The organism is Marinicellulosiphila megalodicopiae (assembly GCF_045862395.1).
In the GTDB taxonomy this organism is placed as follows: domain Bacteria; phylum Pseudomonadota; class Gammaproteobacteria; order Pseudomonadales; family Natronospirillaceae; genus Marinicellulosiphila; species Marinicellulosiphila megalodicopiae.
Window position 1 is genome coordinate 2,003,603 of record NZ_AP023087.1, and the last position, 25,409, is coordinate 2,029,011.

Annotated in this window: 13 protein-coding genes and 3 rRNA genes; 14 read left to right on the forward strand and 2 right to left on the reverse strand. The window is 37.9% G+C overall.

Going from position 1 to position 25,409, the window contains the following annotated elements; genetic code table 11:
• Positions 1 to 2,730, reverse strand: a complete 2,730-nt coding sequence (locus TYM08_RS08550; RefSeq protein WP_422382558.1) for a hypothetical protein — start codon at positions 2,728 to 2,730, stop codon at positions 1 to 3.
• A 175-nt stretch (positions 2,731 to 2,905) separates the two neighbouring features.
• Here TYM08_RS08550 and TYM08_RS08555 point away from each other — a divergent pair, with 175 nt between their 5' ends.
• The 14 genes from TYM08_RS08555 (at position 2,906) to dapD (ending at position 24,417) form a co-directional block, all read left to right on the forward strand.
• A complete protein-coding gene (locus tag TYM08_RS08555) occupies positions 2,906 to 5,476 on the forward strand; it encodes an efflux RND transporter permease subunit (RefSeq protein ID WP_422382559.1) in 2,571 nt (856 codons plus the stop codon).
• 491 nt (positions 5,477 to 5,967) lie between these two features.
• Positions 5,968 to 7,507, forward strand: a 16S ribosomal RNA gene (locus TYM08_RS08560).
• Positions 7,508 to 7,879: 372 nt separating this feature from the next.
• Positions 7,880 to 10,781, forward strand: a 23S ribosomal RNA gene (locus TYM08_RS08565).
• Between the two features lie 333 nt (positions 10,782 to 11,114).
• A 5S ribosomal RNA gene (gene rrf / locus TYM08_RS08570) occupies positions 11,115 to 11,229 on the forward strand.
• The 16S, 23S and 5S rRNA genes sit together here, the layout of an rRNA operon.
• 758 nt (positions 11,230 to 11,987) lie before the next feature.
• Positions 11,988 to 13,517, forward strand: coding sequence for a lysine--tRNA ligase (lysS, locus tag TYM08_RS08575; protein WP_422382560.1), 1,530 nt, complete (start codon positions 11,988 to 11,990; stop codon positions 13,515 to 13,517).
• A gap of 12 nt (positions 13,518 to 13,529) precedes the next feature.
• On the forward strand, positions 13,530 to 14,009 hold the full coding sequence (locus TYM08_RS08580) for a hypothetical protein (protein ID WP_422382561.1): 480 nt from the start codon (positions 13,530 to 13,532) through the stop codon (positions 14,007 to 14,009).
• A gap of 130 nt (positions 14,010 to 14,139) precedes the next feature.
• Positions 14,140 to 16,857 carry a helicase-related protein gene (locus tag TYM08_RS08585; RefSeq protein WP_422382562.1) on the forward strand — a complete coding sequence of 906 codons (2,718 nt, stop codon included), beginning with the start codon at positions 14,140 to 14,142 and terminating at the stop codon, positions 16,855 to 16,857.
• Between the two features lie 15 nt (positions 16,858 to 16,872).
• Entirely contained in the window at positions 16,873 to 17,370 is a 498-nt protein-coding gene (locus tag TYM08_RS08590; RefSeq protein ID WP_422382563.1) for a gluconokinase, read from the forward strand.
• On the forward strand, positions 17,363 to 18,259 hold the full coding sequence (locus tag TYM08_RS08595) for an SMP-30/gluconolactonase/LRE family protein (protein WP_422382564.1): 897 nt from the start codon (positions 17,363 to 17,365) through the stop codon (positions 18,257 to 18,259). The genes TYM08_RS08590 and TYM08_RS08595 overlap by 8 nt, the downstream gene beginning before the upstream one ends.
• 93 nt (positions 18,260 to 18,352) lie before the next feature.
• Complete coding sequence (gene map, locus TYM08_RS08600; protein WP_422382565.1) at positions 18,353 to 19,129, forward strand: type I methionyl aminopeptidase; 777 nt, start codon at positions 18,353 to 18,355, stop codon at positions 19,127 to 19,129.
• Positions 19,130 to 21,826: a [protein-PII] uridylyltransferase gene (glnD, locus tag TYM08_RS08605; protein WP_422382566.1), complete on the forward strand. Its 2,697-nt coding sequence runs from the start codon at positions 19,130 to 19,132 to the stop codon at positions 21,824 to 21,826.
• Between the two features lie 5 nt (positions 21,827 to 21,831).
• Entirely contained in the window at positions 21,832 to 23,025 is a 1,194-nt protein-coding gene (gene dapC, locus TYM08_RS08610; protein ID WP_422382567.1) for a succinyldiaminopimelate transaminase, read from the forward strand.
• Positions 23,022 to 23,375: an ArsC family reductase gene (locus TYM08_RS08615; RefSeq protein WP_422382568.1), complete on the forward strand. Its 354-nt coding sequence runs from the start codon at positions 23,022 to 23,024 to the stop codon at positions 23,373 to 23,375. Before dapC ends, TYM08_RS08615 begins: the two co-directional genes overlap by 4 nt.
• A 22-nt stretch (positions 23,376 to 23,397) precedes the next feature.
• Positions 23,398 to 24,417 (forward strand): 2,3,4,5-tetrahydropyridine-2,6-dicarboxylate N-succinyltransferase, encoded by a 1,020-nt coding sequence (gene dapD, locus TYM08_RS08620; RefSeq protein WP_422382569.1) that lies wholly within the window; start codon positions 23,398 to 23,400, stop codon positions 24,415 to 24,417.
• 57 nt (positions 24,418 to 24,474) lie between these two features.
• Here the strand turns inward: dapD and TYM08_RS08625 are convergent, their stop codons facing one another.
• A complete protein-coding gene (locus TYM08_RS08625; protein ID WP_422382570.1) occupies positions 24,475 to 25,161 on the reverse strand; it encodes a hypothetical protein in 687 nt (228 codons plus the stop codon).
• Positions 25,162 to 25,409: the final 248 nt, after the last annotated feature.

Here is a 25,409-nt window from a genome sequence, read left to right on the forward strand (position 1 = left end):
CTATTGGTACATAAAAAAGTAATCGGTCATTAAGTAAATTAAGATCGCAGACCAAGGGCGAATGGTGTGTTCAGGATTATAGAATTCGCCTAAATTAGCTTTAATGTTTTCGATTTTTGAATAATCTACATCATCCCAATTTAATTCATCCCAATTCACTTCGCAAAATTCCTGCAGCTCTGTATTTTCGTTGTCACTATTGTGTAATGAGCTAAAATCAGTTGCATTTTCTAAACGAGACTGCCAAATGTTTTGCCATAATTGGTAAATAGCCAGTACCTCAGGGTCGTCAGCACTAAGTTGTTGATTCCAAAATAAATGCACTAAATATTGAATTTGTTGAATGATGTTGTCTTGGGATACTTCGACATAATCCAGTACTTGTTCGTTTAAGTTGTCATTGGTTAAAAATGCCGATAGAGGTAATTCTGGAATGGTTTTGGCGTTTACAAATGTGAATAGTTTACGTGTATTTAAATCAGCATTAAATTCATCGAGTACAAGTTTGCAACTCATCTCTTGTGCCATACGTTCAATAGTTTGAACCATCATCGTATTTATTTCTCTTGTACGTTCGGTGATTTTGTCAGAATCAATACCACCCAAAAATAAATAATAATCGTCAATTAATTTATGGGTGTCCAAAGACCAGTTGTAGGTCCAGTGTTTACCCGTGATCGCGATCATTTTATTGTCAATTTGCTCTGGAGTTAATAAATTACCCAAGCCTAAATTTTTAAATTCAATATCATGTGAAGATGAGGCGTTTTTAAATTGTTTTGCAGCAAATAAATCAGTGAGTGTCATTTCAATTAATAATGTTTTTAAATCATAATTAGATTGTACAAATTGATCGGTTAACTCTTTAATAATATTTTGTTGAATTTGATAGGCAAGAAATGCAGGAGAGTCTGTGTCTTCAGGTTTTAATAATAAATCATGGGACATAACGGCAGGGTACCAAAATTCAACAGTGGCAGAGGCAAAGCGTTTGTCGTTAATAATGTGTTTGCCAAGCCATTGAATAGGATCAACAAATTGAGTGTCTTCAATTTTCCCGTATAAGTTTTGTGTGTTTATATTCTTGCCGTTTAAACCAGGTGGTATGTTAGAACGATACCATCGATCATCTTGTTCATAACTTTCATGATTACCAATGTAGTCCCAAGGTAAAGAGCTTGTGCCTGCAGTTTCTAAATAGGCGCCAGAATCTCCAAAACTTTGAAAAGCGCCTGCAACAGGATCCATAATAATATGACATCCATAACACGAGCTATTTTCAGAACCAGGGTCCGTTATCTTCGCAAGTTCATCTGGGTCTTGAGCGCGTTGTACTAGTCTTTCTATATCGACACCTAAAAAGAACTTATAAGTCCATCGTGCACGTGCACGATTTTTATTGGTGTCTGTAGATGGAAATCGCATTAAAAAAGCAGGGCTTGATAAAATACCGCTATTTGGCACATGACCTTGTTCGTATTGGCTGAAATCTTTATCTGCTTGTGCAATTTCACCATATTGATCAATAGATAAAAAACGATGAGAGGCAATGTAGCCTTCAGCCCATGTTTCATGATCATCCTCTGCTAAATCTTTAATTGCATGCTCACCATTAAATGCTTGGTTGCTATATCCGTTGACCATCATATAGTCGGCAGTCAGTATTTCTGTATACGGTCGGTCATTTTGCACAACATGATCTATTAGTCTTAGGGGTTCTTCTGCAATAGCGCGATTAATTTTTTTGCGCATATCCCAATTTTCGTCGGCTAGCGTTTGATAATGCAGTCTGGCTTGAATCACTTTTGGGTCATCTTCTGGTGGGGTGACGGTTGATGCATCAATAAGGTCTTGCATAGCTTTTTGAGCAAGATCTCTTGCAATGTCACTTTCACCTAATTTTGTATAAATATCTTGATAAATCCAGGAGTTAATACTGTCAATTGCGAAACTTTGCGAGTTGGCAAATTTTAAAGTGAGTAAGCGATCATTTGCTCCATTGATCAAAAATGCAGTAAAACCATCCTCTGATAATTGGCTACGAAGAGATTGTTTGAATTGTTGTTCGGTGGTTATTTGGTTAATACTTGTTAAAGATTCTGTTTTACCTGTTAAAGTAAATAATGCTTTTTGATAGTTTTGCGAAAGAGATAATCTTGTAATATTGCTTAAACGCGCATCGATCACCTCGTTATTAATGATTAAATCTGTTGAAGTACATTGAAAGGGCAGTTGTTCGGTTAAATGGATAAAATCAGAAAATAGCGATTCGGTATTTGAATCGGTATCAATTTGATATCCACCATTATGCATAACTTGATTGGTGGGTTTTAAAACAAAAAAATTGGCATTTGGGTTGTCGTATAAATAATCAAGAGTGCTTAGAAAAGCTAACTCACTGGATTGGTTATTAAATTTATAAGGCGTTTCAAAAGCGGAGTTGCTTATGTGGCAACTTTCGCATGTACTAGATAAAACTGGGAAAATACTCTTTTTAAATTCTGTAAATACATCGTTGCATTGAATATTAGGTGTTTCTATTTCAGTTTCAGTTTCAGTTTCAGTTTCTGTTTTTGTTTTTGTTTCAGAAGTTATGTCAGTAGAATCTGTTTTTGTATCGATTATTACAGGCTGGCAAGATTGAGTGAAAATAAATAATGTCAGAAAAGGTATGAGTGCTACTTTTAAAGTGTGTTGTGTATGCGGTAATTTGTGTTTAAAAGAATGCATAGCTGGCTCAATATATTCAATTGTTTATAAATATAGCAATTTATTTCAAGCTCATTGAATTTGAGCGGCTAAACTTGGTTACACTATGTAAATTTGATGTGTGCTTTGATAAATCGTGTGCGCTACTAAGCAATTATGATAAAGTCGCATTTTTAAGTATTGTCTAGGGAAAAATATGTTAAATCTTGTAAAGCACTTTGTTGAAGATCAACTTTTGAAAAAGCCTTTATTGATTTTAATTGCGGTGATCGGTGCACTTGTTGTTTTTACTAGTGGCTTGGATGATTTTGAGTTGGATGCATCGGCTGAAAGTTTAATTTTAGAAGGGGATGAAGATCTTCAATATTTTAGACAGCTTTCAAAAAGATACGGTCAGCAAGAATTTTTAGTTCTAACATATACACCAGAAGCGCCGTTATTTTCAGTTGAATCTTTAAAAAATCTTACTCAATTGCGTAACGATTTACGTACTGTTACCGGTATTGAATCGGTAATTTCGGTAATGGATGTCCCTTTATTATCTAACCCACCTGTACCCATTGATCAATTAGTCAATAATATTAAAACATTAGAAGATCCTGATGCGGATATCGAGCTGGCTAAAAAAGAGCTGGCTAATAGTCCTTTATATGTAAATATGTTGTTAAATCTTGATAAAAACACGACAGCATTACAAATCAAATTCCCTATAGATACCGTAAAGGAAGAATTACTTGCCGCAAGACAGACTTATTATGCGCTTTATGAAAAACAGCCTTCCAAAAATCTACAAGTTAACATCGATGGCGCAACGGAAACCATTAAAAGGCACAATGCAGAGCAGTCTGCTAAAACAAGAAAACTAATTAAGGATGTTCGAGAAATATTAGAGAGATATCAAGATAATGCAGAGATTCATTTAGGCGGTGCGCCAATGATCATTGATGACATTATTCGATACGTTCGAAATGATTTAATTAATTTTGGTGTAGGGGTGCTTGTCTTTTTAATTGGGATGTTATGGTTAATTTTTAGAAAGCTTCGCTGGGTGATGATTCCTTTAATTTGTTGTGCTGCTGTAGTCTATAGCATGATTGGATTGCTTGGAATATTGCATTGGCAGGTAACTGTGATTTCCTCAAACTTTATCTCGTTGTTATTAATTTTAACTTTGTCAATGTGTATTCATTTGATAGTACGGTATCGAGAAATTTATGCGCGTGAGTCAATTAGTCATATTGAACGTGTTCGTAAAACTTTAGAGCAAGTTTTTGTACCCTGTTTATATATGTGTTTGACCACCGGTGTGGCTTTCATGTCATTGCTTGTCAGTGGTATTCGTCCTGTAATTAATTTTGGTTGGATGATGACGCTTGGAATTATTGCATCATTTACACTTACTTTTATTATTTTCCCAGCAATTGTGATGTTACTAGGTCCGAAATCTGAAGACGTTGAACAAGAAGGTAAAAATAAAGTTACCAAGTTTTTGGCAAGATTAACTTTGCGTTTTGGTAGTTCGGTGTTGGCTATTTCTGTATTGATGGTTGGGTTTACTGTAATAGGTGCGTCTAAATTAATAGTTGAAAATAGTTTTATTGATTATTTTGATGAAAGTACTGAGATTTATCAGGGGATGACTGTTATCGATCAGCGCTTAGGTGGGACGACGCCATTAGAGGTTATTATAGATTTTCCAGCAGGGCCGGATATCACCAAAAAGTCAGTGCCTAAAAATTTGATTCTAACAGACTCAGACGAGGATGAATTTTTAGACGAAGGTTTTCTGGATGAAGATTTTCTTGATGGCGATATAGAATTGGGGTTTGCTGATGATTTTGTCACTGATATTGATCCTGAAAAATATTGGTTCACCGCTGAGCGCGTTGCCACTATCAAAAAAGTACACAACTATTTAGATGCCCTGGAAGAGACTGGAAAAGTAATTTCTTTGGCAACGATGATTGAAATTGCAGAAGGATTTAATGATAATTCAGCGTTCAGTACCATGCAACTTGCTTTATTATATGGTGTGATTCCTGAAGAGTTTCGTGAAATTGTGATATATCCCTATGTAAGTGTTGAGCAAAACCAAGCAAGAATTAATGTGCGCATGATTGATTCCTCTCCAACATTGAATCGAGCCAATTTACTTGAGCAAATTCAGTTGGATTTATCGCGAATAGTTGAGGAAAAAGAAGGCACGATCAAAATTTCTGGAATGATGGTACTTTACAATAATATGCTGCAAAGTTTATTTGATTCTCAGATTTTAACGTTAGGTGCGGTTTTTGCCGGGATCATGATTATGTTTTTGATCTTATTTAGAAATATTAAGTTGGCTGTAATTGCAATTATTCCAAACTTATTAGCCGCAGGTTTCGTTTTGGGGGTTATGGGTTGGCTGCGAATCCCGTTGGATATGATGACTATAACCATTGCCTCGATAACAATTGGCATTGCAGTAGATAATACAATTCATTATATAGTGAGATTCAAGCAAGAATTCGCAATCGATCACAATTATCAAAAAGCAGTGTTTCGGTCTCATGCAACCATTGGTAAGGCTATGTTTTATACGTCCCTCACTATTATTGCGGGTTTTTCAATTTTAGTGCTGTCTAATTTTAAACCTACCATTTATTTTGGGATGCTAACTGCAATTGCAATGTTTATTGCGTTACTTGGCTCTTTAACTTTATTGCCAAGGATGCTTCAGGTATTTAAAGCTTTTGATGAAAAGCCAAAAAAAGTTGAAGAGAAATAGTTTGTTCAGTTTGAAATTTAATCAAATATTAAAATAAACGGTTAAAAAACAAACTAAAAAACAAGCTTGCCATTTTATTTTAATAAAATGGCATTTTTTTTTGGTTAATTGGTTGACTAAAAATCTAAAGCGCGTATTATTCGCCTCCCTGCTGAGACAGAGGGGGATCAAAGCGAAGCCGAAGCGTGCTAAGTACTTGATTCAGTTAGTAATTTTTAAAATCTAATTCAAAATTAAATTTTAAAAAAGATTGACAAAGGTTCGCAACTCTATATAATGCGCGCCTCGCTTAACGAAGCCAAACGGCTACTTAAGCAAACGTTCTTTAACAAACAAAAAAACAATTTGTGTGGGCACTGGTTGAAGTCGAATAGCCGGTCCATGATTTACCTCGGTAGATCGTGAGATCGGCACAAAAAATTTGACTCAATTAGAGCTTACATAGTGAATTTTATTTACAGTAGTTTTAATAATAATGAGTATCTAGATATAAACTGAAGAGTTTGATCATGGCTCAGATTGAACGCTGGCGGCAGGCTTAACACATGCAAGTCGAGCGGAAACGATTCTAGCTTGCTAGAAGGCGTCGAGCGGCGGACGGGTGAGTAACGCGTAGGAACCTACCTAATAGAGGGGGATAGCCCAGAGAAATTTGGATTAATACCGCATAATGTCTACGGACCAAAGTATGGGACCTTCGGGCCATACACTATTAGATGGGCCTGCGTCGGATTAGCTAGTTGGTGAGGTAATGGCTCACCAAGGCGACGATCCGTAGCTGGTTTGAGAGGATGATCAGCCACACTGGAACTGAGACACGGTCCAGACTCCTACGGGAGGCAGCAGTGGGGAATATTGCACAATGGGCGCAAGCCTGATGCAGCCATGCCGCGTGTGTGAAGAAGGCCTTAGGGTTGTAAAGCACTTTCATTGGTGAGGAAAAGTTGGTTGTTAATAGCAATCAGCCGTGACGTTAACCAAAGAAGAAGGACCGGCTAACTCCGTGCCAGCAGCCGCGGTAATACGGAGGGTCCGAGCGTTAATCGGAATTACTGGGCGTAAAGCGCGCGTAGGCGGTATGTTAAGTTGGATGTGAAAGCCCAGGGCTCAACCTTGGAACTGCATCCAAAACTGGCATACTAGAGTATTGTAGAGGGGTGTGGAATTTCAGGTGTAGCGGTGAAATGCGTAGAGATCTGAAGGAACATCAGTGGCGAAGGCGACACCCTGGACAAATACTGACGCTGAGGTGCGAAAGCGTGGGGAGCAAACGGGATTAGATACCCCGGTAGTCCACGCCGTAAACGATGTCTACTAGCCGTTGGGAAGCTTGTCTTCTTAGTGGCGCAGCTAACGCAATAAGTAGACCGCCTGGGGAGTACGGTCGCAAGATTAAAACTCAAATGAATTGACGGGGGCCCGCACAAGCGGTGGAGCATGTGGTTTAATTCGACGCAACGCGAAGAACCTTACCTACTCTTGACATCCAGAGAATTTAGCAGAGATGCTTTAGTGCCTTCGGGAACTCTGAGACAGGTGCTGCATGGCTGTCGTCAGCTCGTGTTGTGAAATGTTGGGTTAAGTCCCGTAACGAGCGCAACCCTTATCCTTATTTGCCAGCGAGTCATGTCGGGGACTATAAGGAGACTGCCGGTGACAAACCGGAGGAAGGCGGGGACGACGTCAAGTCATCATGGCCCTTACGAGTAGGGCTACACACGTGCTACAATGGAGCATACAGAAGGTTGCTAACCCGCGAGGGGGCGCCAATCCTCAAAGTGTTTCGTAGTCCGGATCGCAGTCTGCAACTCGACTGCGTGAAGTCGGAATCGCTAGTAATCGTGGATCAGAATGCCACGGTGAATACGTTCCCGGGCCTTGTACACACCGCCCGTCACACCATGGGAGTGGGTTGCAAAAGAAGTGGCTAGTCTAACCTTCGGGGGGACGGTCACCACTTTGTGATTCATGACTGGGGTGAAGTCGTAACAAGGTAGCCCTAGGGGAACCTGGGGCTGGATCACCTCCTTAAACGATAAGACTTTGATCAGTGTTCACACAAATTGTTTTTTAGATTTTTTGACATAGCTTGGCTAATTTAGTCAGGCTGTATAAAAAATCATGTTCTTTAAAAATTTGGAAAATGAAAATAAGTTTTATGTATTGAAAGACTGTAAGCGCCATTTATGACACTTACATGAAACAATTATTTAAAAACTGAGTTTATATACAAGCGTTGTGCGAAAAAATATCGTTATAAAATGTAATAAATGAAAAAGAGAGATTGAGCGAAAGCTCAAAACCTTGAGTATCACCAAGAACATTATTGGCTTTGTGCATATAACCTAAGTCTTGTTGATCCAATCGTAAGATTGAGTCAATGCAGACTGTTTAGGGTTATATGGTCAAGTGAATAAGCGTACACGGTGGATGCCTAGGCAATTAGAGGCGATGAAAGGCGTGGAAATCTGCGAAAAGCTCGGGGGAGGCGATAACATCCTATAATCCCGAGATTCCTGAATGGGGAAACCCAACCGTCATAAGGCGGTTATCTTTACCTGAATACATAGGGTAAAGAAGCTAACCCGGAGAACTGAAACATCTAAGTACCCGGAGGAAAAGAAATCAACCGAGATTCCCTAAGTAGCGGCGAGCGAAAGGGGACTAGCCCAAAAGTATATATAGTTTTAGTAGAAGGCTCTGGAAAGTGCCGCCATAGTGGGTGATAGCCCCGTATACGAAAGAACTATATACATGATACACGAGTAGGTCGGGGCACGAGAAACCTTGACTGAATATGGGGGGACCATCCTCCAAGGCTAAATACTCCTAATTGACCGATAGTGAACCAGTACCGTGAGGGAAAGGCGAAAAGAACCCCTGTGAGGGGAGTGAAATAGATCCTGAAACCGTGTACGTACAAGCAGTGGGAGCCTACTTGTTAGGTGACTGCGTACCTTTTGTATAATGGGTCAGCGACTTACATTCAGTAGCAAGGTTAACCGAATAGGGGAGCCGAAGAGAAATCGAGTCTTAATAGGGCGTTGAGTTGCTGGGTGTAGACCCGAAACCGAGTGATCTATCCATGTGCAGGTTGAAGGTTGAGTAACATCAACTGGAGGACCGAACCCACTACCGTTGAAAAGTTAGGGGATGACGTGTGGATAGGAGTGAAAGGCTAATCAAACTCGGAGATAGCTGGTTCTCCTCGAAAGCTATTTAGGTAGCGCCTCGGACTTATACCACAGGGGGTAGAGCACTGTTTGGGCTAGGGGGTCATCCCGACTTACCAACCCCATGCAAACTCCGAATACCTGTGAGTACTATCCGGGAGACACACGGCGGGTGCTAACGTCCGTCGTGGAAAGGGAAACAACCCAGACCGTCAGCTAAGGTCCCAAAATCTATGTTAAGTGGGAAACGATGTGGGAAGGCTTAGACAGCTAGGAGGTTGGCTTAGAAGCAGCCACCCTTTAAAGAAAGCGTAATAGCTCACTAGTCGAGTCGGCCTGCGCGGAAGATATAACGGGGCTCAAACATAGTACCGAAGCTACGGATTCTTATTTATAAGAATGGTAGAGGAGCGTTCTGTAAGCTGTTGAAGGTGAATCGAGAGGTTTGCTGGAGGTATCAGAAGTGCGAATGCTGACATGAGTAACGATAAAGGGAGTGAAAAACTCCCTCGCCGGAAGACCAAGGTTTCCTGTCCCATGTTAATCAGGGCAGGGTGAGTCGACCCCTAAGGTGAGGCTGAGAAGCGTAATCGATGGGAAACGGGTTAATATTCCCGTACTTGTTATAGCTGCGATGGAGAGACGGAGAAGGTTAAGTGATCCAGGCGATGGTTGTCCTGGTTTAAGGTAGTAGGTAAGGGGATTAGGCAAATCCGGTCCCCTCTCTTTAGTGAGAATACTGAGAGCCGAATACGGTGAGTCTACGGACTCCGAAGTCACTGATACCATGCTTCCAGGAAAATCTTCTAAGCTTCAGGCTATAACGAATCGTACCCCAAACCGACACAGGTGGTCAGGTAGAGAATACTAAGGCGCTTGAGAGAACTCGGGTGAAGGAACTAGGCAAAATGGTACCGTAACTTCGGGAGAAGGTACGCTGTTGCCGGTGATGGGACTTGCTCCCTAAGCTAGCGACAGTCGAAGATACCAGTTGGCTGCGACTGTTTATTAAAAACACAGCACTGTGCAAACACGAAAGTGGACGTATACGGTGTGACGCCTGCCCGGTGCCGGAAGGTTAATTGATGGGGTTAGTCTTCGGACGAAGCTCTTGATCGAAGCCCCGGTAAACGGCGGCCGTAACTATAACGGTCCTAAGGTAGCGAAATTCCTTGTCGGGTAAGTTCCGACCTGCACGAATGGCGTAACGATGGCCAAACTGTCTCCACCCGAGACTCAGTGAAATTGAAATCGCTGTTAAGATGCAGTGTATCCGCGGCTAGACGGAAAGACCCCGTGAACCTTTACTATAGCTTCGCAGTGGACTTTGAATGTATTTGTGTAGGATAGGTGGGAGGCTTTGAAGCAGCGACGCTAGTTGTTGTGGAGCCAACCTTGAAATACCACCCTGATACATTTGAGGTTCTAACTCAGGTCCCTAATCGGGATCGAGGACATTGTGTGGTGGGTAGTTTGACTGGGGCGGTCTCCTCCCAAAGAGTAACGGAGGAGCACGAAGGTTGGCTAATCCTGGTCGGAAATCAGGAGGTTAGTGCAATGGCATAAGCCAGCTTAACTGCGAGACAGACAAGTCGAGCAGATACGAAAGTAGGTCATAGTGATCCGGTGGTTCTGAATGGAAGGGCCATCGCTCAACGGATAAAAGGTACTCCGGGGATAACAGGCTGATACCGCCCAAGAGTTCACATCGACGGCGGTGTTTGGCACCTCGATGTCGGCTCATCACATCCTGGGGCTGAAGCCGGTCCCAAGGGTATGGCTGTTCGCCATTTAAAGTGGTACGCGAGCTGGGTTTAGAACGTCGTGAGACAGTTCGGTCCCTATCTGCCGTGGACGTTTGAGATTTGAGAAGAGTTGCTCCTAGTACGAGAGGACCGGAGTGAACGAACCTCTGGTGTTCCGGTTGTCACGCCAGTGGCATTGCCGGGTAGCTAAGTTCGGACGGGATAACCGCTGAAAGCATCTAAGCGGGAAGCCTCCTTCAAGATGAGATCTCACTGGAATTTAATTCCCTAAAGGGCCCTGGAAGACTACCAGGTTGATAGGCAAGGTGTGTAAGTGCTGTGAGGCATTGAGCTAACTTGTACTAATTGCCCGTGAGGCTTGACCATATAACGCCTAAGCTGTTTACTAAAATCGTTCCATACGATTTTGAGTATTTCCTCCATCCGTGGAGGGCATACAGACTTAGCGTTATATGAGCTAAATTGTAGAGATACAATGAAGTGAATGAAGCTAAGAAAGATATTTTAAGCACGAAGTTTGTGTATAAACTAAAGATAAATACTGTATAATGAGCGACGTAAGTTACCTGAAGTACAGACATAGAACTTAAACTTATTTTCCGAATTTGGATGAAGGTTGCATATTGAGATGAAGGTTAAATACGAAAGTGTTTAATAAGAGTTAAAATAGCTAAGACAACTGAAACCCATAAAGAATTGTTTGACGACCATAGAGCATTGGTACCACCTGACCCCATCCCGAACTCAGAAGTGAAACGATGCATCGCCGATGGTAGTGTGGGGGTTCCCATGTGAGAGTAGGTCATTGTCAAACGCCAAATAGTGAAGAGCCCTGTTAGGATTATCCTGACGGGGTTTTTTATTGCCTGTAGGAAAGTAAAATGATTAAATATAAGCATGAAAGTTGGTGTTTTATTAGTTTAACCGTATTATTCATCCCTGAATAAATTAGAAGCTTGGTAAACAAGACCGCGGAAGGCAACCTTCCTAACTTGTTTAGTCGCAAGACAGGCTCCAAGCCCGAACATGAAGAGCCCCGTCAGGTTATCCTTGTGGGGTTTTTTATTGTCTTGCGTTTTATATATTATTTATATTTAAATTGTTTTGATAAAACAAAGAGCTAAAAAAGAGTGTTTTGCAAAAATGAAAAAGGCTTTTTCAAAATTAAAACTAACAAAAAGTAAATAATGCGCCATACTGAGTTAAAGTAGTTTGCAATAGGATCTTTCAACGGATTGGAAAAAGTTGGGAAGTGCAATTTGTTTTCAAACAAAAGGACAGTTTGAAATCGCGTAAAAGCCTCTTTTGAGGCTTTTTTTTTAATTAATGTTTATGTTTGTAGAATTGAATCATGTTTTTAATATGTATTAGGCTAAGTATTTATGTGGTGATTAAATAATATTAAGTTGGAAAATTAAATTGTTATTGTATATTTTTGATTATTCGTCATTTATAAAAAAATTATAATAAAATAAATATAGCGCCTTCTTAGCGTATATTTTAATAATTAATTAAAGTAAAATCCGCACTCCTTTTCCTGTATATATTTTAATTAATAGAGAATATATTTTAATGTCAGATATAAACGATAACACACAGTCACAACTGCAAGATGAAAATAAATTAATTGCGCAACGAATAGAAAAGTTAGACAGTATCAAAGCTCGTCGTAACGCATATCCTAATCATGTTAGACGCACTCACACTGCAACACAGTTGCAATCTGAGTTTGGTGAAGAAACCAAAGAAGATTTAGTGGGCATTAATAAATCGATCACGATAGTTGGGCGCGTAATTAGTCGTCGTGGCCCATTTGTTACTTTGCAAGATGAGTCAGGCACAGTACAGGCCTATTTAGGTAAAGCATTGCAAAAAAGCAATGAGGATTGGGCTGTATTAGATTTGGGTGATATTATTGGTTGTTCAGGTATATTAGCTAAATCAGGTAAAGGGCAATTATATTGTGAAATGTTCACAGATGACGATTTTATAATTTTAAATAAAACGTTACGTCCATTACCAGATCAATGGTCGGGTTTAGCTGATCAAGAAATTAAATATCGTCAGCGTTATGTAGATTTAATTGTTTCAGCTGAAACCCGTAAAACTTTTTCAATACGTTCGAAAATAATTTCTCAAATACGTAGCTTTTTAACAGAGCGTGGGTTTATGGAAGTAGAAACCCCTATGTTGCAAACTATACCAGGTGGTGCGTCAGCTAAGCCGTTTGAAACGCATCATAATGCAATGGATATCGATATGTTTTTGCGTATTGCTCCAGAGCTATATTTAAAACGTTTAGTTGTAGGTGGTTTTGAAAAAGTATTTGAAATCAATCGTAACTTTCGAAACGAAGGCGTATCAACCCGTCATAATCCAGAATTCACTATGCTTGAGTGGTATCAAGCCTATGCAGACTATAACGATTTAATGGATTTAACTGAAGAAATGTTACGTCATCTAGCTAATTCAGTTCTTGGTTCAACGACACTTACTTATGCTGATGAAGAATATGACTTAGCCGTCCCATTTGAGCGTTTAAGTATGCTTCAGGCTGTACTAAATTATAATGAACAATTTTCAGTATCGGATTTTGCAACATTAGAAGCTGCTCAAAATGCAGCAAAATCTATTGGAATAGAACCTAAGGTAACTTGGGGGATTGGAAAACTATTGTGTGAAGTATTTGAAGAAACGGTTGAAGAAAAACTAAAAGGGCCAATCTTTATCACAGAATATCCAGCAGAGATTTCTCCGTTAGCGCGTCGTAATGATGACAACCCTGAAATTACTGATCGTTTTGAATTCTTTATTTCTGGTCGTGAAATTGGAAATGGCTTCTCAGAATTAAACGATCCAATTGATCAAGCTGAGCGCTTTAAATCTCAAGTTGCCGAAAAAGATGCAGGCGATGACGAAGCGATGTTTTATGATGAAGATTATATAAATGCATTAGAGTACGGTTTGCCTCCAACAGCTGGTGAAGGCTTAGGGATCGATCGTTTAGTTATGTTTTTTACTAATAGCCAAACTATTAAAGATGTCATATTATTTCCGCATATGAAACCTGTTTCTAAAAATATTGAAAAAGAAGATAACTAAAAGGAGCCGAGTGTGAGTGATTTAGATCGTAAAATATTAGAAGCCAAACGCTTAATTGAAGAATTAGAAGAGCAAAAAAGAAAAGAAGCTCGTCGTAATGAAGGGATCGAAGCGTTTGATGCCTCTGTTCGTGAAATTTTTTCAGAATATGGATTAACTGAGCGAGATTTGTTTTTATTAAAAAGTACTCCAATTGTAGAGTGGATTAAAGTGGTGGGTGAGCAATCATCTAAACCAAGTTTTTTTGAAGATTTAAAAAATTATTTTTCAAAAATAGTTGAGAAAGAAATTAAATCTGAATTAAAAGCGAAGGTTGAAAAGAAAACCAAAAAATCGATCCCAAAACCTACGTTGGTAATTGGTAAATATCGTAACCCAATCACTGATGAAGTGATTGAGAAAAAACGTCGCAATCCTAAACCATTGGATGACTGGATAGAAGAGTTTGGTCTAGATATGGTTCAGTCTTGGCAGGTTCCTGTTGAGGCTTAAATGTTAATTGTTCAAAAAGCCTCTATATAGAGGCTTTTTTTATTATATATTTTTACACTTTTTGATGTCGTTAATTATAAAAACATATTTCAAAAAGTTTACATCCATTAAATTTTTAATTAGGTAGTACATGTCAAGTTTTGTTCAAGGTCAACGTTGGGTAGTAGATAGCGAACCGGAATTAGGTTTAGGTAGTGTGGTTCAGTCAGATGTAAGAACCGTTACATTATTTTTTTCAAAAAGTGATGAAGAGCGTTTGTATGCTATTAAACAGGCTCCTTTAACGCGAATTCGATTTGAACAAGGCGAATCAATTCAAATTGATACAGGCGAAACATTAGAAATTAAAGAAGTGTTAGATCATGAAGGTTTTTTACTTTATGACTGCATTAATGGAAAGGGTGAAGATCAGCTTATTCCTGAAACCGCCTTAAGTGCAAATATCGAATTAAATTCACCATTGACAAGACTGATTACTTCGCAATTAGATCATCCGAAATGGTTCGGAATAAGAAGACAGTTACAAAATGGCGTACAACAAGTTTGGCAGCAACAATTAAATGGTTTAATTGGTGCGAGAGCGGGTTTGCTTGCTCATCAATTGTATGTGGCACAACAAGCCACTCAATTAGAGCAAACTCGTGTTTTACTTTCTGATGAAGTTGGCTTAGGTAAAACCATAGAGGCGGGTTTGATAATTTCACGTTTGTTGCGCTTAGAGCGTGCCAGCCATATTTTAATTTTAGTTCCAGAAGCACTAAAAGTTCAATGGTTAGTTGAGTTGATGCGTCGATTTAGTTTAACTGTTCAAATGTGGGAACAAGGTATTCCAGTTGATGAAAAAGCAATTTATATAGCCAGTCATGATGTACTTGATGATTTAGGGGCTTTTGTGGAAATATCAAGAGAGCGATGGGATTGCATTGTAGTTGATGAAACGCATCATATTGAATATACAATCGATGAACCTTCTATCGCCTACGAGTCATTAGATCAAATGGCGCAAGAGGCCAAACATTTAATCTTGTTGTCAGCAACGCCGGAGCAGCTTGGTATAGAAGGGCATTTTGGTAGATTGAAATTATTAGATCCAAATAAATTTTCAAGTTTAGAGTCCTATTTAGATCAAGAGAAGCAGTACTTAGATTTAACTGAAATTATCAATGATATTGAAAATGATCTTTTATTAGATTCTGAAAAACTGAAAATTTCACAAAAATATAATGTGGATTTTGATCAAGATACTTCAAATATTGTTAATGAATTAGTTGATCGTTTTGGAACAGGTCGGGGGATTTTTAGAAATACTCGTAATGCAGTCAAAGGATTTCCTAAGCGTACTTTTAAAGAAGTAATTTTAGATGCGCCTTCAATTGAAATAGATGATGTATTAGATGCAAAATTAGAATGGTTATCAAATTGGTTGGACCAGCAAGATAAAAAAGACAAACATCTTTTAATTTGCCACGATTTAGAAACAACATTGTTAATTGAGAAGTATTTATGGGATAAAAAAGGATTAAGTTGCGCAGTATTTCATGAAGATTTAAGTTTGATTGAGCGAGATCGTTCTGCTGCATTTTTTGCAGACTCAGAGCAAGGTGCTCGAATAATGTTGTGTTCTGAGATAGGCTCTGAGGGTCGTAATTTTCAATTTTGTCACAATTTAATTTGCTTTGATTTGCCTGCTCAACCAGATTTATTGGAGCAGCGCATTGGCCGACTGGATCGAATTGGTCAAACTCAAGATATTAAAATTTGGATACCCTGTGTAAAAGACACTCAAGAATCTCATAATATTAACTGGTTTCATACCGTTCTGAACTGCGTAGAAAAATCAAACCCTGCCGCTGGACAGGTTCATAAAGAATTTTTTGAAGCCTTTAGCAGTCAAACTGATCCTAAATTGAAACAAGTTATTGCGAGTGAAGCACGAGCTTTAAGTGAAGATTTATTATGTGAAATACAAGAAGGTCGCGATAAGCTATTAGAAATTTCAAGTTGTCGACAACCAGATGCGGATGCATTGGTTGCAAAAATCAAAGAGTTTGAAAAGCAAACACCATTCGAATTATTGGAAGTTGCATTTGATGCGTTAAATGTGCACTTCGAAGAGCTTGGTAACGGTTTTTACACATTACAACCAAGCGATAATATGTTGGTACCTTTTGTGCCAGGCATTCCAGAAGAAGGCGCTGAAATTACCTTTGATCGTGAACTTGCTTTAAGTCGTGACGAAGTTAGATTTGTGACTTGGGATAGTCCTATTGTGTTAGGGCTGTATGATTTATTAGAAACCAGCGAAATTGGAACTGCAACATTAGCGTTATTTCCAAGTGATGCATTACCCGCAGGGCTAGTGTTATTGGAAGGTATGTATCAATTAAGTGTCCAGCACCCATTGATTCATCAAGTTCAACCGTTTTTAGCCCAAGCATCTATTCGTGTTGTCAATTTAGAAAATAACCCGAAAGATTTTGATCAGGTTTTAGCAGAAGATAAGTTGCAAGACTCCTTAACAAAAGTGAAAGGGCAGCTTGCAAATCAAATTGTTCAAAGTAAAAAAGAAGACATTAAAAAACTTGGTCAAACTTCAGAACAATTAGCAAAAGATAAATTGGCAGATTTAATTGTAAAAACGATTGATAATGCTAATGGTTTTTACAATAAAGAAATTCAACGATTGCAATCAATTAAAGCTCGATTTAATGAGCAGCAGGATACAACTGAAATAGACGAAACTATTTCGCGTACTGAGAAACAATTTGATGATATTATTACTGTAATTAATAATGATATCGTATTGGTTCAGAGTTCATTACGATTAATTGTGACAACACAAGCTTAATAAAAAGGGTCTGAGATGAAAGCATTAATCAATCCAGTCATTGTTTTTGGTGTGAGTGGTTGTGGAAAATCTACCATTGCAAATGAAGTGTCAAGAAATTTAAGCGCTGAGTTTTTGGACGCAGATGATTTTCATCCGCAATCTAATATCGACAAAATGGCTTCAGGACAACCATTAACTGACGATGATCGTGCGCCTTGGCTAGCGCATTTGAATCAATTGATGATTGAAAAAGCAAGTCAGAATCAGCAGGTTGTCTTAGCTTGCTCTGCACTCAAAGAGCAATATAGAGTCATTCTTTCCGATAATTTGAATCCTTTTTGGTGCCATCTTGCTTTGTCTGAGCAAATGGTAATTGAGAGAATGATGCGCAGACAGAATCATTTTATGAAGGCAAATATGGTTCGATCGCAATTTGAAGCATTAGAAAAACCCGAATATGGATTAATAGTCGATGCAACTCAGTCCGTTGAAAATATTGTTAAAATTATTTTGGAGCACATAAATGAATAAGCTAGAGGTTATTTCGATTGAAACACTTCCTGTTGATCCTTGCAGTTTAGGTGAAGGGCCTACTTGGCATGAACCTGAGCAATCTTTTTATTGGGTTGATATTTTAAAAAATCGTTTGCATAACTGGCATCCAATTAAACAAACACACAGAAGCTGGACATTTGAAAAAATGATTGGCTGCGTGGGTGTCTGTGAATCTGGGAAATTAATCATTGCATTAAGTAATGAAATTATCTTTTTTGAACCTGATTTAGGTATGCCTTCACGTAAACAATTATGTTTATTAGATGAAGATATTCCAGCTAATCGTGCAAATGATGGAAAAATTGATCCATGGGGTCGATTATTTGTTGGTACGATGTCCACAATTGATGGTAAAGCTACGGGAAGATTAAGTTGTATTGATTCAAATGGACATAAAATCACTATTGAAGAAAATATTGGTATATCAAACACATTAGCTTGGAGTGCGGATAAAACGAAATTTTATTTTGCAGATTCAACCAAACAAACGATATGGGAATATCCTCTTGATACGAATGGGTTACCAATTGCGAAACAAAAGAAAGTATTTATTCAAACTGAAATTGAAAGTGGTGCGCCTGATGGATCTAGCATAGATAATCATGATAATTTGTGGAATGCACAATGGAATAACGCAAGGGTTCAATGTTTTAATCCTCAAGGCGATTTAATTGATGAATTACATTTACCAGCCTCCCTTACAACCAGTGTTTGTTTTGGTGGGGATGATTATCAAACAATGTATATCACCACAGCAAGTATCGGTCTTTCTGAACAAGATTTAAATGATAAACCTGAAAGTGGTAAAGTATTTTTAGTTAAAACTAATATTAAAGGTCCTCAAATTAACGTATTTAAAGATTAATCTAAAATGAAATTACTATAGGTGACTTTGCTCATTAGACTTATTCAAGCAGAACGACTAAAATTCCAACCTTTAAAATAAATGTGTGCGTATATGACAATTTCCATCAAAACCCCAGAAGAAATAGAAAAAATGCGAGTTGCAGGCAAACTAGCGGCGCAAGTGTTAGAAATGATTGCCCCATTTGTCGTACCTGGAGTCACAACTGGAAAACTGAATGAAATCTGTCACGATTATATGGTAAATGTTCAAAACAGTATTCCTGCTCCTTTGAATTATCATGGATTTCCGAAATCCATTTGTACTTCGGTTAACCAAGTGATTTGTCACGGGATTCCAAGTGATGACAAAGTGCTTAAAAAAGGAGATATCGTAAATATTGATATCACCGTAATTAAAGATGGTTATCATGGCGATACCAGCGAAATGTTTTTTGTTGGGGATGTCCCTGAGCATACAAAAAGATTATGTCGTATTACCCAAGAATGCTTATATAAAGCTATTAAGCTGGTTAAGCCAGGTGCGCGTTTAGGCGATATAGGTGCCGTTATCCAGCAACATGCTGAAAAAAATTATTACACTGTCGTACGTGAATATTGCGGTCATGGTATTGGTAAAGTGTTTCATGAAGAGCCACAGGTTTTGCACTATGGTAAAGCAGGCACGGGTGTTGAGTTAAAAGAAGGCATGACATTTACAATTGAGCCAATGATTAATGCGGGTAAACGTGAATGTAAAGTTCTGGGTGATGAGTGGACGGTTGTGACAAAAGATCGTAAAAACTCTGCACAATATGAACATACATTATTAGTGACAAAAGATGGGGTAGAAATTTTAACCCTTCGTCAAAATGACACGATCGAGTTATAAATGAAAAACGAAACTTCCTCTAGCGAATCGGATGATTTTTCTTTACCTCCTTCTATTTTAAATATCGACATGATCAAGTCTCAACTTGAATCTGGTCGATCTCCAATTGTTACTTATAAAGAAGCATTAAAACAATTAGATCTTGAACTTGAATCTGTTTTTGACCCTTTATCTCAAATTGATCAAATAGTATACGCACGAAGTAATGCCCTTGATAAATTAATCACTCATATTTGGTTGTCGTTTATTAATAACCAAGAAGTGTGCTTAATTGCCGTAGGTGGTTATGGTCGTTGTGAAATGTTGCCTAAATCCGATATTGATTTGTTATTATTATTTGAAGACGAAGCGGTAATAGAGCAATACAAAAGTAAAATTGAACAATTCTTAATGCAGCTTTGGGATATAGGATTGGACATCGGTTCAAGTGTTCGTACTTTCAGCGACTGTGAACGTGAAGCTTCAAATGACATTACAATTACGACCAATTTATTGGAAACTAGGTTAATTGTAGGTAATCACGCTTTATTTGCCCGTCTACGAACAAGAATGCGTGATGATGATATATGTGATAGTGAAACTTTTTTTTATGAAAAAGTAAAAGAACAAAAAGCGCGACATGCAAAATGGGAAGATACCGATTTTAGTTTAGAACCAAACGTCAAAACGGGAGTCGGTGGGTTGCGTGATATCCAAACCATTGGCTGGGTAGCAAAGCGACACTTTGATGATAATCATCTTGAAAATCTAGTTTCCTGCGGTTTTTTAACTGAAGAAGAACTGACAACTTTATTAGATTGTCAGAATTTTTTGTGGAAAATTCGATATCAATTACATCGCATCACAAAAAAAGAAGAAGACCGTTTATTATTTGATTTGCAAGAAAAAGTTGCTGAGGTTTTAGGGTTAATAGATAGTGAAAATCTTTTAGCTGTAGAGCAATTAATGAAAGAATACTATCGATGTGTTGGTAAAGTTTCAGAGTTGAATGAAATTTTATTGCAACATTTTGAAGAAGCTATTTTAAAAATAGACCCTACCTTATCTTTAATTCCTATAAACAAAAAAGTAAACCGTCGTAATAACTTAATTGATTTTAAAGATGAGCAAACCCTGTTGGATGAGCCTTCTTTAATATTAGAAATTTTTGTAATGCTATGTGATGACCCGACTTTAAATGGAATACATTCTCATACCCGAAGAGTCATACATCAAAACTTAGATTTAATAGATGATGAATTTAGACAGTCAGAAAAAAATAAATCATTATTTAAACAGGTGTTATGTTCTTATCTTGGTACATCATCAAGTTTAAGAAGAATGGATCGATTGGGTGTTTTAGGGAAATACCTCACTGAATTTGGCCGGGTAATTGGTCAGATGCAGTATGATTTATTTCATATTTATACAGTAGATGCCCATACTTTGCTCACCATTCGAAATATTAGGAAATTTCGCCATATTGAAAACACAGAAAAATTTCCAACAGCCACAGCTGTGTATCATCGAATTGATCGAGTGTATGTATTAATAATTGCAGCTTTGTTTCATGATCTTGGAAAAGGTCAAGGAGGCAATCATAGTATCATTGGTGAAAAATTTGTCATCGAATTTTGCCAATCTCACGGGTTTAATACAGATGATACGAGTTTAGCAGGATGGTTAGTAAAAAATCATTTATTGATGTCATTAACTTCTCAACGAAAAGATATTTCAGATCCAGAAGTGATTGCAGACTTCGCAAGAGAGGTAGGCAGCATTACAAGACTTCAATATCTATTTATTTTGACTGTGGCTGATATTAGTGCAACTAACCCTGATTTATGGAATGCGTGGCGTGCTGAGTTATTAAGAAAACTATTTAATGAAACCTATCGAGCACTTCGTCGGGGGTTAGATAATATGCTTGATCGACAGGAAGTCATCGAACAATGTAAGCAGCGTGCAATAAAAATCCTTATAGATGATGGGTTCGATGAAGCGTCAGTTCGTGATTTTTGGGATAATCCAGGTGATGATTATTTTTTACGTGAATCACCTGAAAATATAGCATGGCATTTTAAAGAAATAAATTCGTCAGGTTTAAATAATCCCAAAGTATTAATTAAAGAAATGCATGGATCGCACTTTAGTGGTGCCACGCAAATATTCGTTTATGCACCCGATCGAGATCAATTATTTACGGATATCGCTACAACATTATCGAATTTAAATTTAAGTATTCAAGATGCAAGAATCATCACATCCACATCCTCAGATTTCTCATTGGATACATTTATTGTATTAGACGAAAATGGAGAAAGTATAGGCGATGATTTTGATCGAGTACGAGACATTCAGTTTAAGTTGTTAATGGCCATTCAAAATCCCGACGAAGTGAATCGTCAAATTAAAAGAATCAGTCGTGCTAAAAAGATTTTTGCTGTAGAAACGATTGTGTCTCACTCGGTAGATGAAGAGAATAATCGAAGTATTTTAGAAGTGACCAGTTCAGATCGCCCAGGATTATTAGCTACATGCGGGCGAATTTTAAATGAATTAGATATCCAAATTTTAAATGCTCGAATTGCCACCTTAGGTGAGCGGGTTGAAGATATTTTCTTTGTCCAAACTCGTGATAGAAAACCAATTGAAGATCAGAACCTTATTAATCAATTATGCATCAAGCTTAAAGCTGCGTTAGATAAAGAATCCTAATCCATATGAATCCTAAATTAAAATTATTACAACCATATCCCTTTGAAAAGCTAGCGAAATTATTTTCAGCCGTTAAACCTAATTCAGAGTTGGACTTAATTGCATTAACTGTTGGAGAACCAAAACATAAAAGTCCAGAATTTGTTTTGGAATGTTTTAATGACAATAATTCCAAATTAGCGAATTATCCTGCTACTGCTGGCACTGCTGAATTAAGATCGTGTGTTGCGACTTGGCTTAAAACACGGTTTTCTTTAGGGCAGGTTAACCCTGATACTCAAGTGATTTCATGTAATGGCACACGTGAAGCATTGTTTGCTTTTACCCAAGCTATGTTTGATGACACCAATAAAGAAAAACCTTATGTGCTAACCCCTAATCCTTTTTATCAAATATACGAAGGTGCGGCTATTTTAGCAGGCGCTGAACCTTATTTTGTCGATTTAGATAAAGACACATTTTTAGCGGATTTTTCAAATATTGATGAGTCAGTATGGCAAAAAACGCAAATCGTATTTTTATGTTCACCAGGGAATCCAACCGGAGCAGTTGTGGGGTTTGATCAATTAAGACAATTATTAGAATTGTCTGATCAATACGATTTTATTATTGCCAGCGATGAATGTTACAGCGAAATTTATTTTGAAGATGCCCCAATTGGTTTGTTGGAGGCATGTGCAAAATTAGGTCGAGATGATTATAAAAATGCCATTGTGTTTCACTCACTTTCAAAGCGATCTAACTTACCGGGTTTGCGCTCTGGGTTTGTAGCAGGTGATGCACAGATTATTCAAGGCTTTAAGTTGTATCGAACCTATCATGGTTGTGCCATGAGCTTAACTAATCAAGTTGCAAGTATTGCTGCATGGTCAGATGAAGCCCATGTGCAAGAAAATAGAGATTTATACCAAAATAAATTTAAATCATTTTATGAAATTGTATCTGAATATTTACCATTAAAAATGCCTGATGCGAGTTTTTATTTTTGGTTGCCAACTCCTGAAAAAGGCACTGTGTTTGCTAAAAAATTATTAGAAAGCCAAAATGTAAAAGTGTTACCGGGTGAATATTTAGCCCGTGAAGTAAATGGGGTAAATCCTGGTCAAAATTTTGTTCGAATCGCATTAGTTGCCACTGAAAATGAGTGTCTAGAAGCTGCAAATCGAATTGTCAATTTTATAAAAGAGGAATACAAATGAGTTTAATTATGTACGGAATCAATAATTGCGACACCATTAAAAAAGCCAAAAAATATATGGAAGCGCAAGAAGTGGCATTTGAATTTTATGATTATAAAACCAACGATGTGCCTGTTGAATTATTAAAGCAGTGGATTGCACAGTTTGGTTGGGAAGAAATATTAAATAAACGTGGTACGACGTTTAGAAAATTAGAAAAAGAAGATAAAGAAAATATCGATGCACAAAAAGCACTTGCTTTATTGACGGAGCATTCCTCAATGATCAAGCGACCAATTTTTAGTAACGGTGAAAAAACATTAGTCGGTTTTCAATATTCTGCATTTAATGCATTTGTTGAAAGCTTATAACATTTAAACACAGGAAAAAATTATGAGTTACGCATTAGCGCTGGGAACCACCACAAAAAATAAAGACGGTAAAATTATTGAAGCTTATTTTCCAGCGCCATTATTAAATCCTTCTGCTGAGTTAATCAGTAAAGTATCTGCTGTTTCAGGTTATACATCAGGTAATGCTGATATTGAAATTTCAAATACGCAAGCAGGTGAATTGGCAGCGGCATTTGAAGATTTAATCAATCAACGTTTTGCAAAAAAAGCATCAACATCAAATGCTTCTTTAGTATTAGTGGTGTTAGCTACAGATGAAAAGCCAAGCTCTATCTCTGAAGGTTTTTTAAAGTTGCAGTTAATTTCTCATCGTTTGGTTAAACCACACGGTACAGTATTAGATGGTATTTTTGGTTTGTTGCATAACATTGCTTGGACAAATAAAGGCCCAATCGACTTACCAGAATTAGCAGAGCGTCAAATGGATGCTCGCTTAAATGGCGAAACCTTAACGGTTGATTGCGTGGATAAATTTCCAAAAATGACTAACTACGTCGTACCAACAGGTGTGCGTATAGCTCATACTGCTCGTGTACGTTTAGGTGCGCACATTGGTGAAGGCACAACGATCATGCATGAAGGGTTTGTTAACTTCAATGCGGGTACAACGGGTGTATCAATGGTTGAAGGTCGTATCTCTGCGGGTGTCGTAGTAGGTGATAATTCTGATATCGGCGGCGGCGCGTCTATTTTAGGTACATTGTCAGGAGGTGGTTCAATTGTAGTTTCATTGGGCGAGAATTGTTTATTAGGAGCAAATGCCGGTACAGGTATTCCACTTGGTGATCGTTGCACGATTGAAGCGGGTTTGTACATCACTGCTGGCACTAAGGTGGCGATGTTAGATGCAGATCGTAAAGAAGTTGAAACTGTTAAAGCCCGTGAATTAGCGGGTAAAAGTGACTTATTGTTTATTCGCAACTCGTTAACAGGGCAGGTTCAGTGTTTGACTAATAAATCGGCAATTGAATTAAACTCTGAATTGCATTCAAATAATTAATTATTTGATAGGCATAAAAAAACCAGCTAATTAGCTGGTTTTTTTGTTTTGGGAAAATTAAAGTGCGTTAACTAAGTTTGCCCAAGTTGCTTGATCTGCAGAATCCCATGTGAAGTATCCATCACCACCATGATCTGGATTAGTAGGGTAAGTGCTAATGTCTCGAGATGAGCTGTTAATTGCGCTTTGTAAAGTGGTTGTTACACTTGCGTTTGTTGCTGTAGCTCCAAAGGCTAAAGTTGCGTCACCAGATAAACCGTTATCTGCCGTGTTGTGGCAAGTTGTGCAATTTGATGCATTAACTAAAGTTGTAACTGATGTTGTCATATCATCTAAAACATTTTCAGATATTTGTTCAACTAAATCTTCGTAATTTGTTTTTGAACTTGCAAAATCATTCCAAATATTACCACCAATGTGCGCAGTTCCAGCTGGTTTACTTTTAATTAGTGCGGAATTTCCAGAAAAATCACTAGAAATGTAACTAGCTATACTGCTTTCAATAGCAGAATCAGTTGTGGATGAAAAAGTTAATGCTGGGATAGTTTCACCATTTGCATGGCAGCCAGAATCTGTACAACCTAGATTCATCCTAATATCTTGTCCTACTGTGGCTAATAACTGATCATATGTTAGTGATGTGTTGGTGTTGTTTTCCATCTCCTCTTCTTCTACAGGCAAGCAACTAGAAAAAGCAGTAGCTACAGAAAGGGTCAAAATACTAAGGCCTAATTTTTTATTCATTTTTATTCTCCAGTGTGGGTCGTTTTAGATCGATGTTATAAAAAATTGAACATTGGTGAATCAATTTAGTCCCTAATCGATCATTTTACTAATTTTGAGCATTATAATTATTATATAAATTCATAGTATGTGTATTACTGCACAATGTGATGTAGTCCATAACTTTTCAAGAAAATTTGTGTGAATGTCATAAAATTGTTCGAAAATGTATTGTTAAGCCTTAGGTAAAGCACTCGCTATTGATTCTG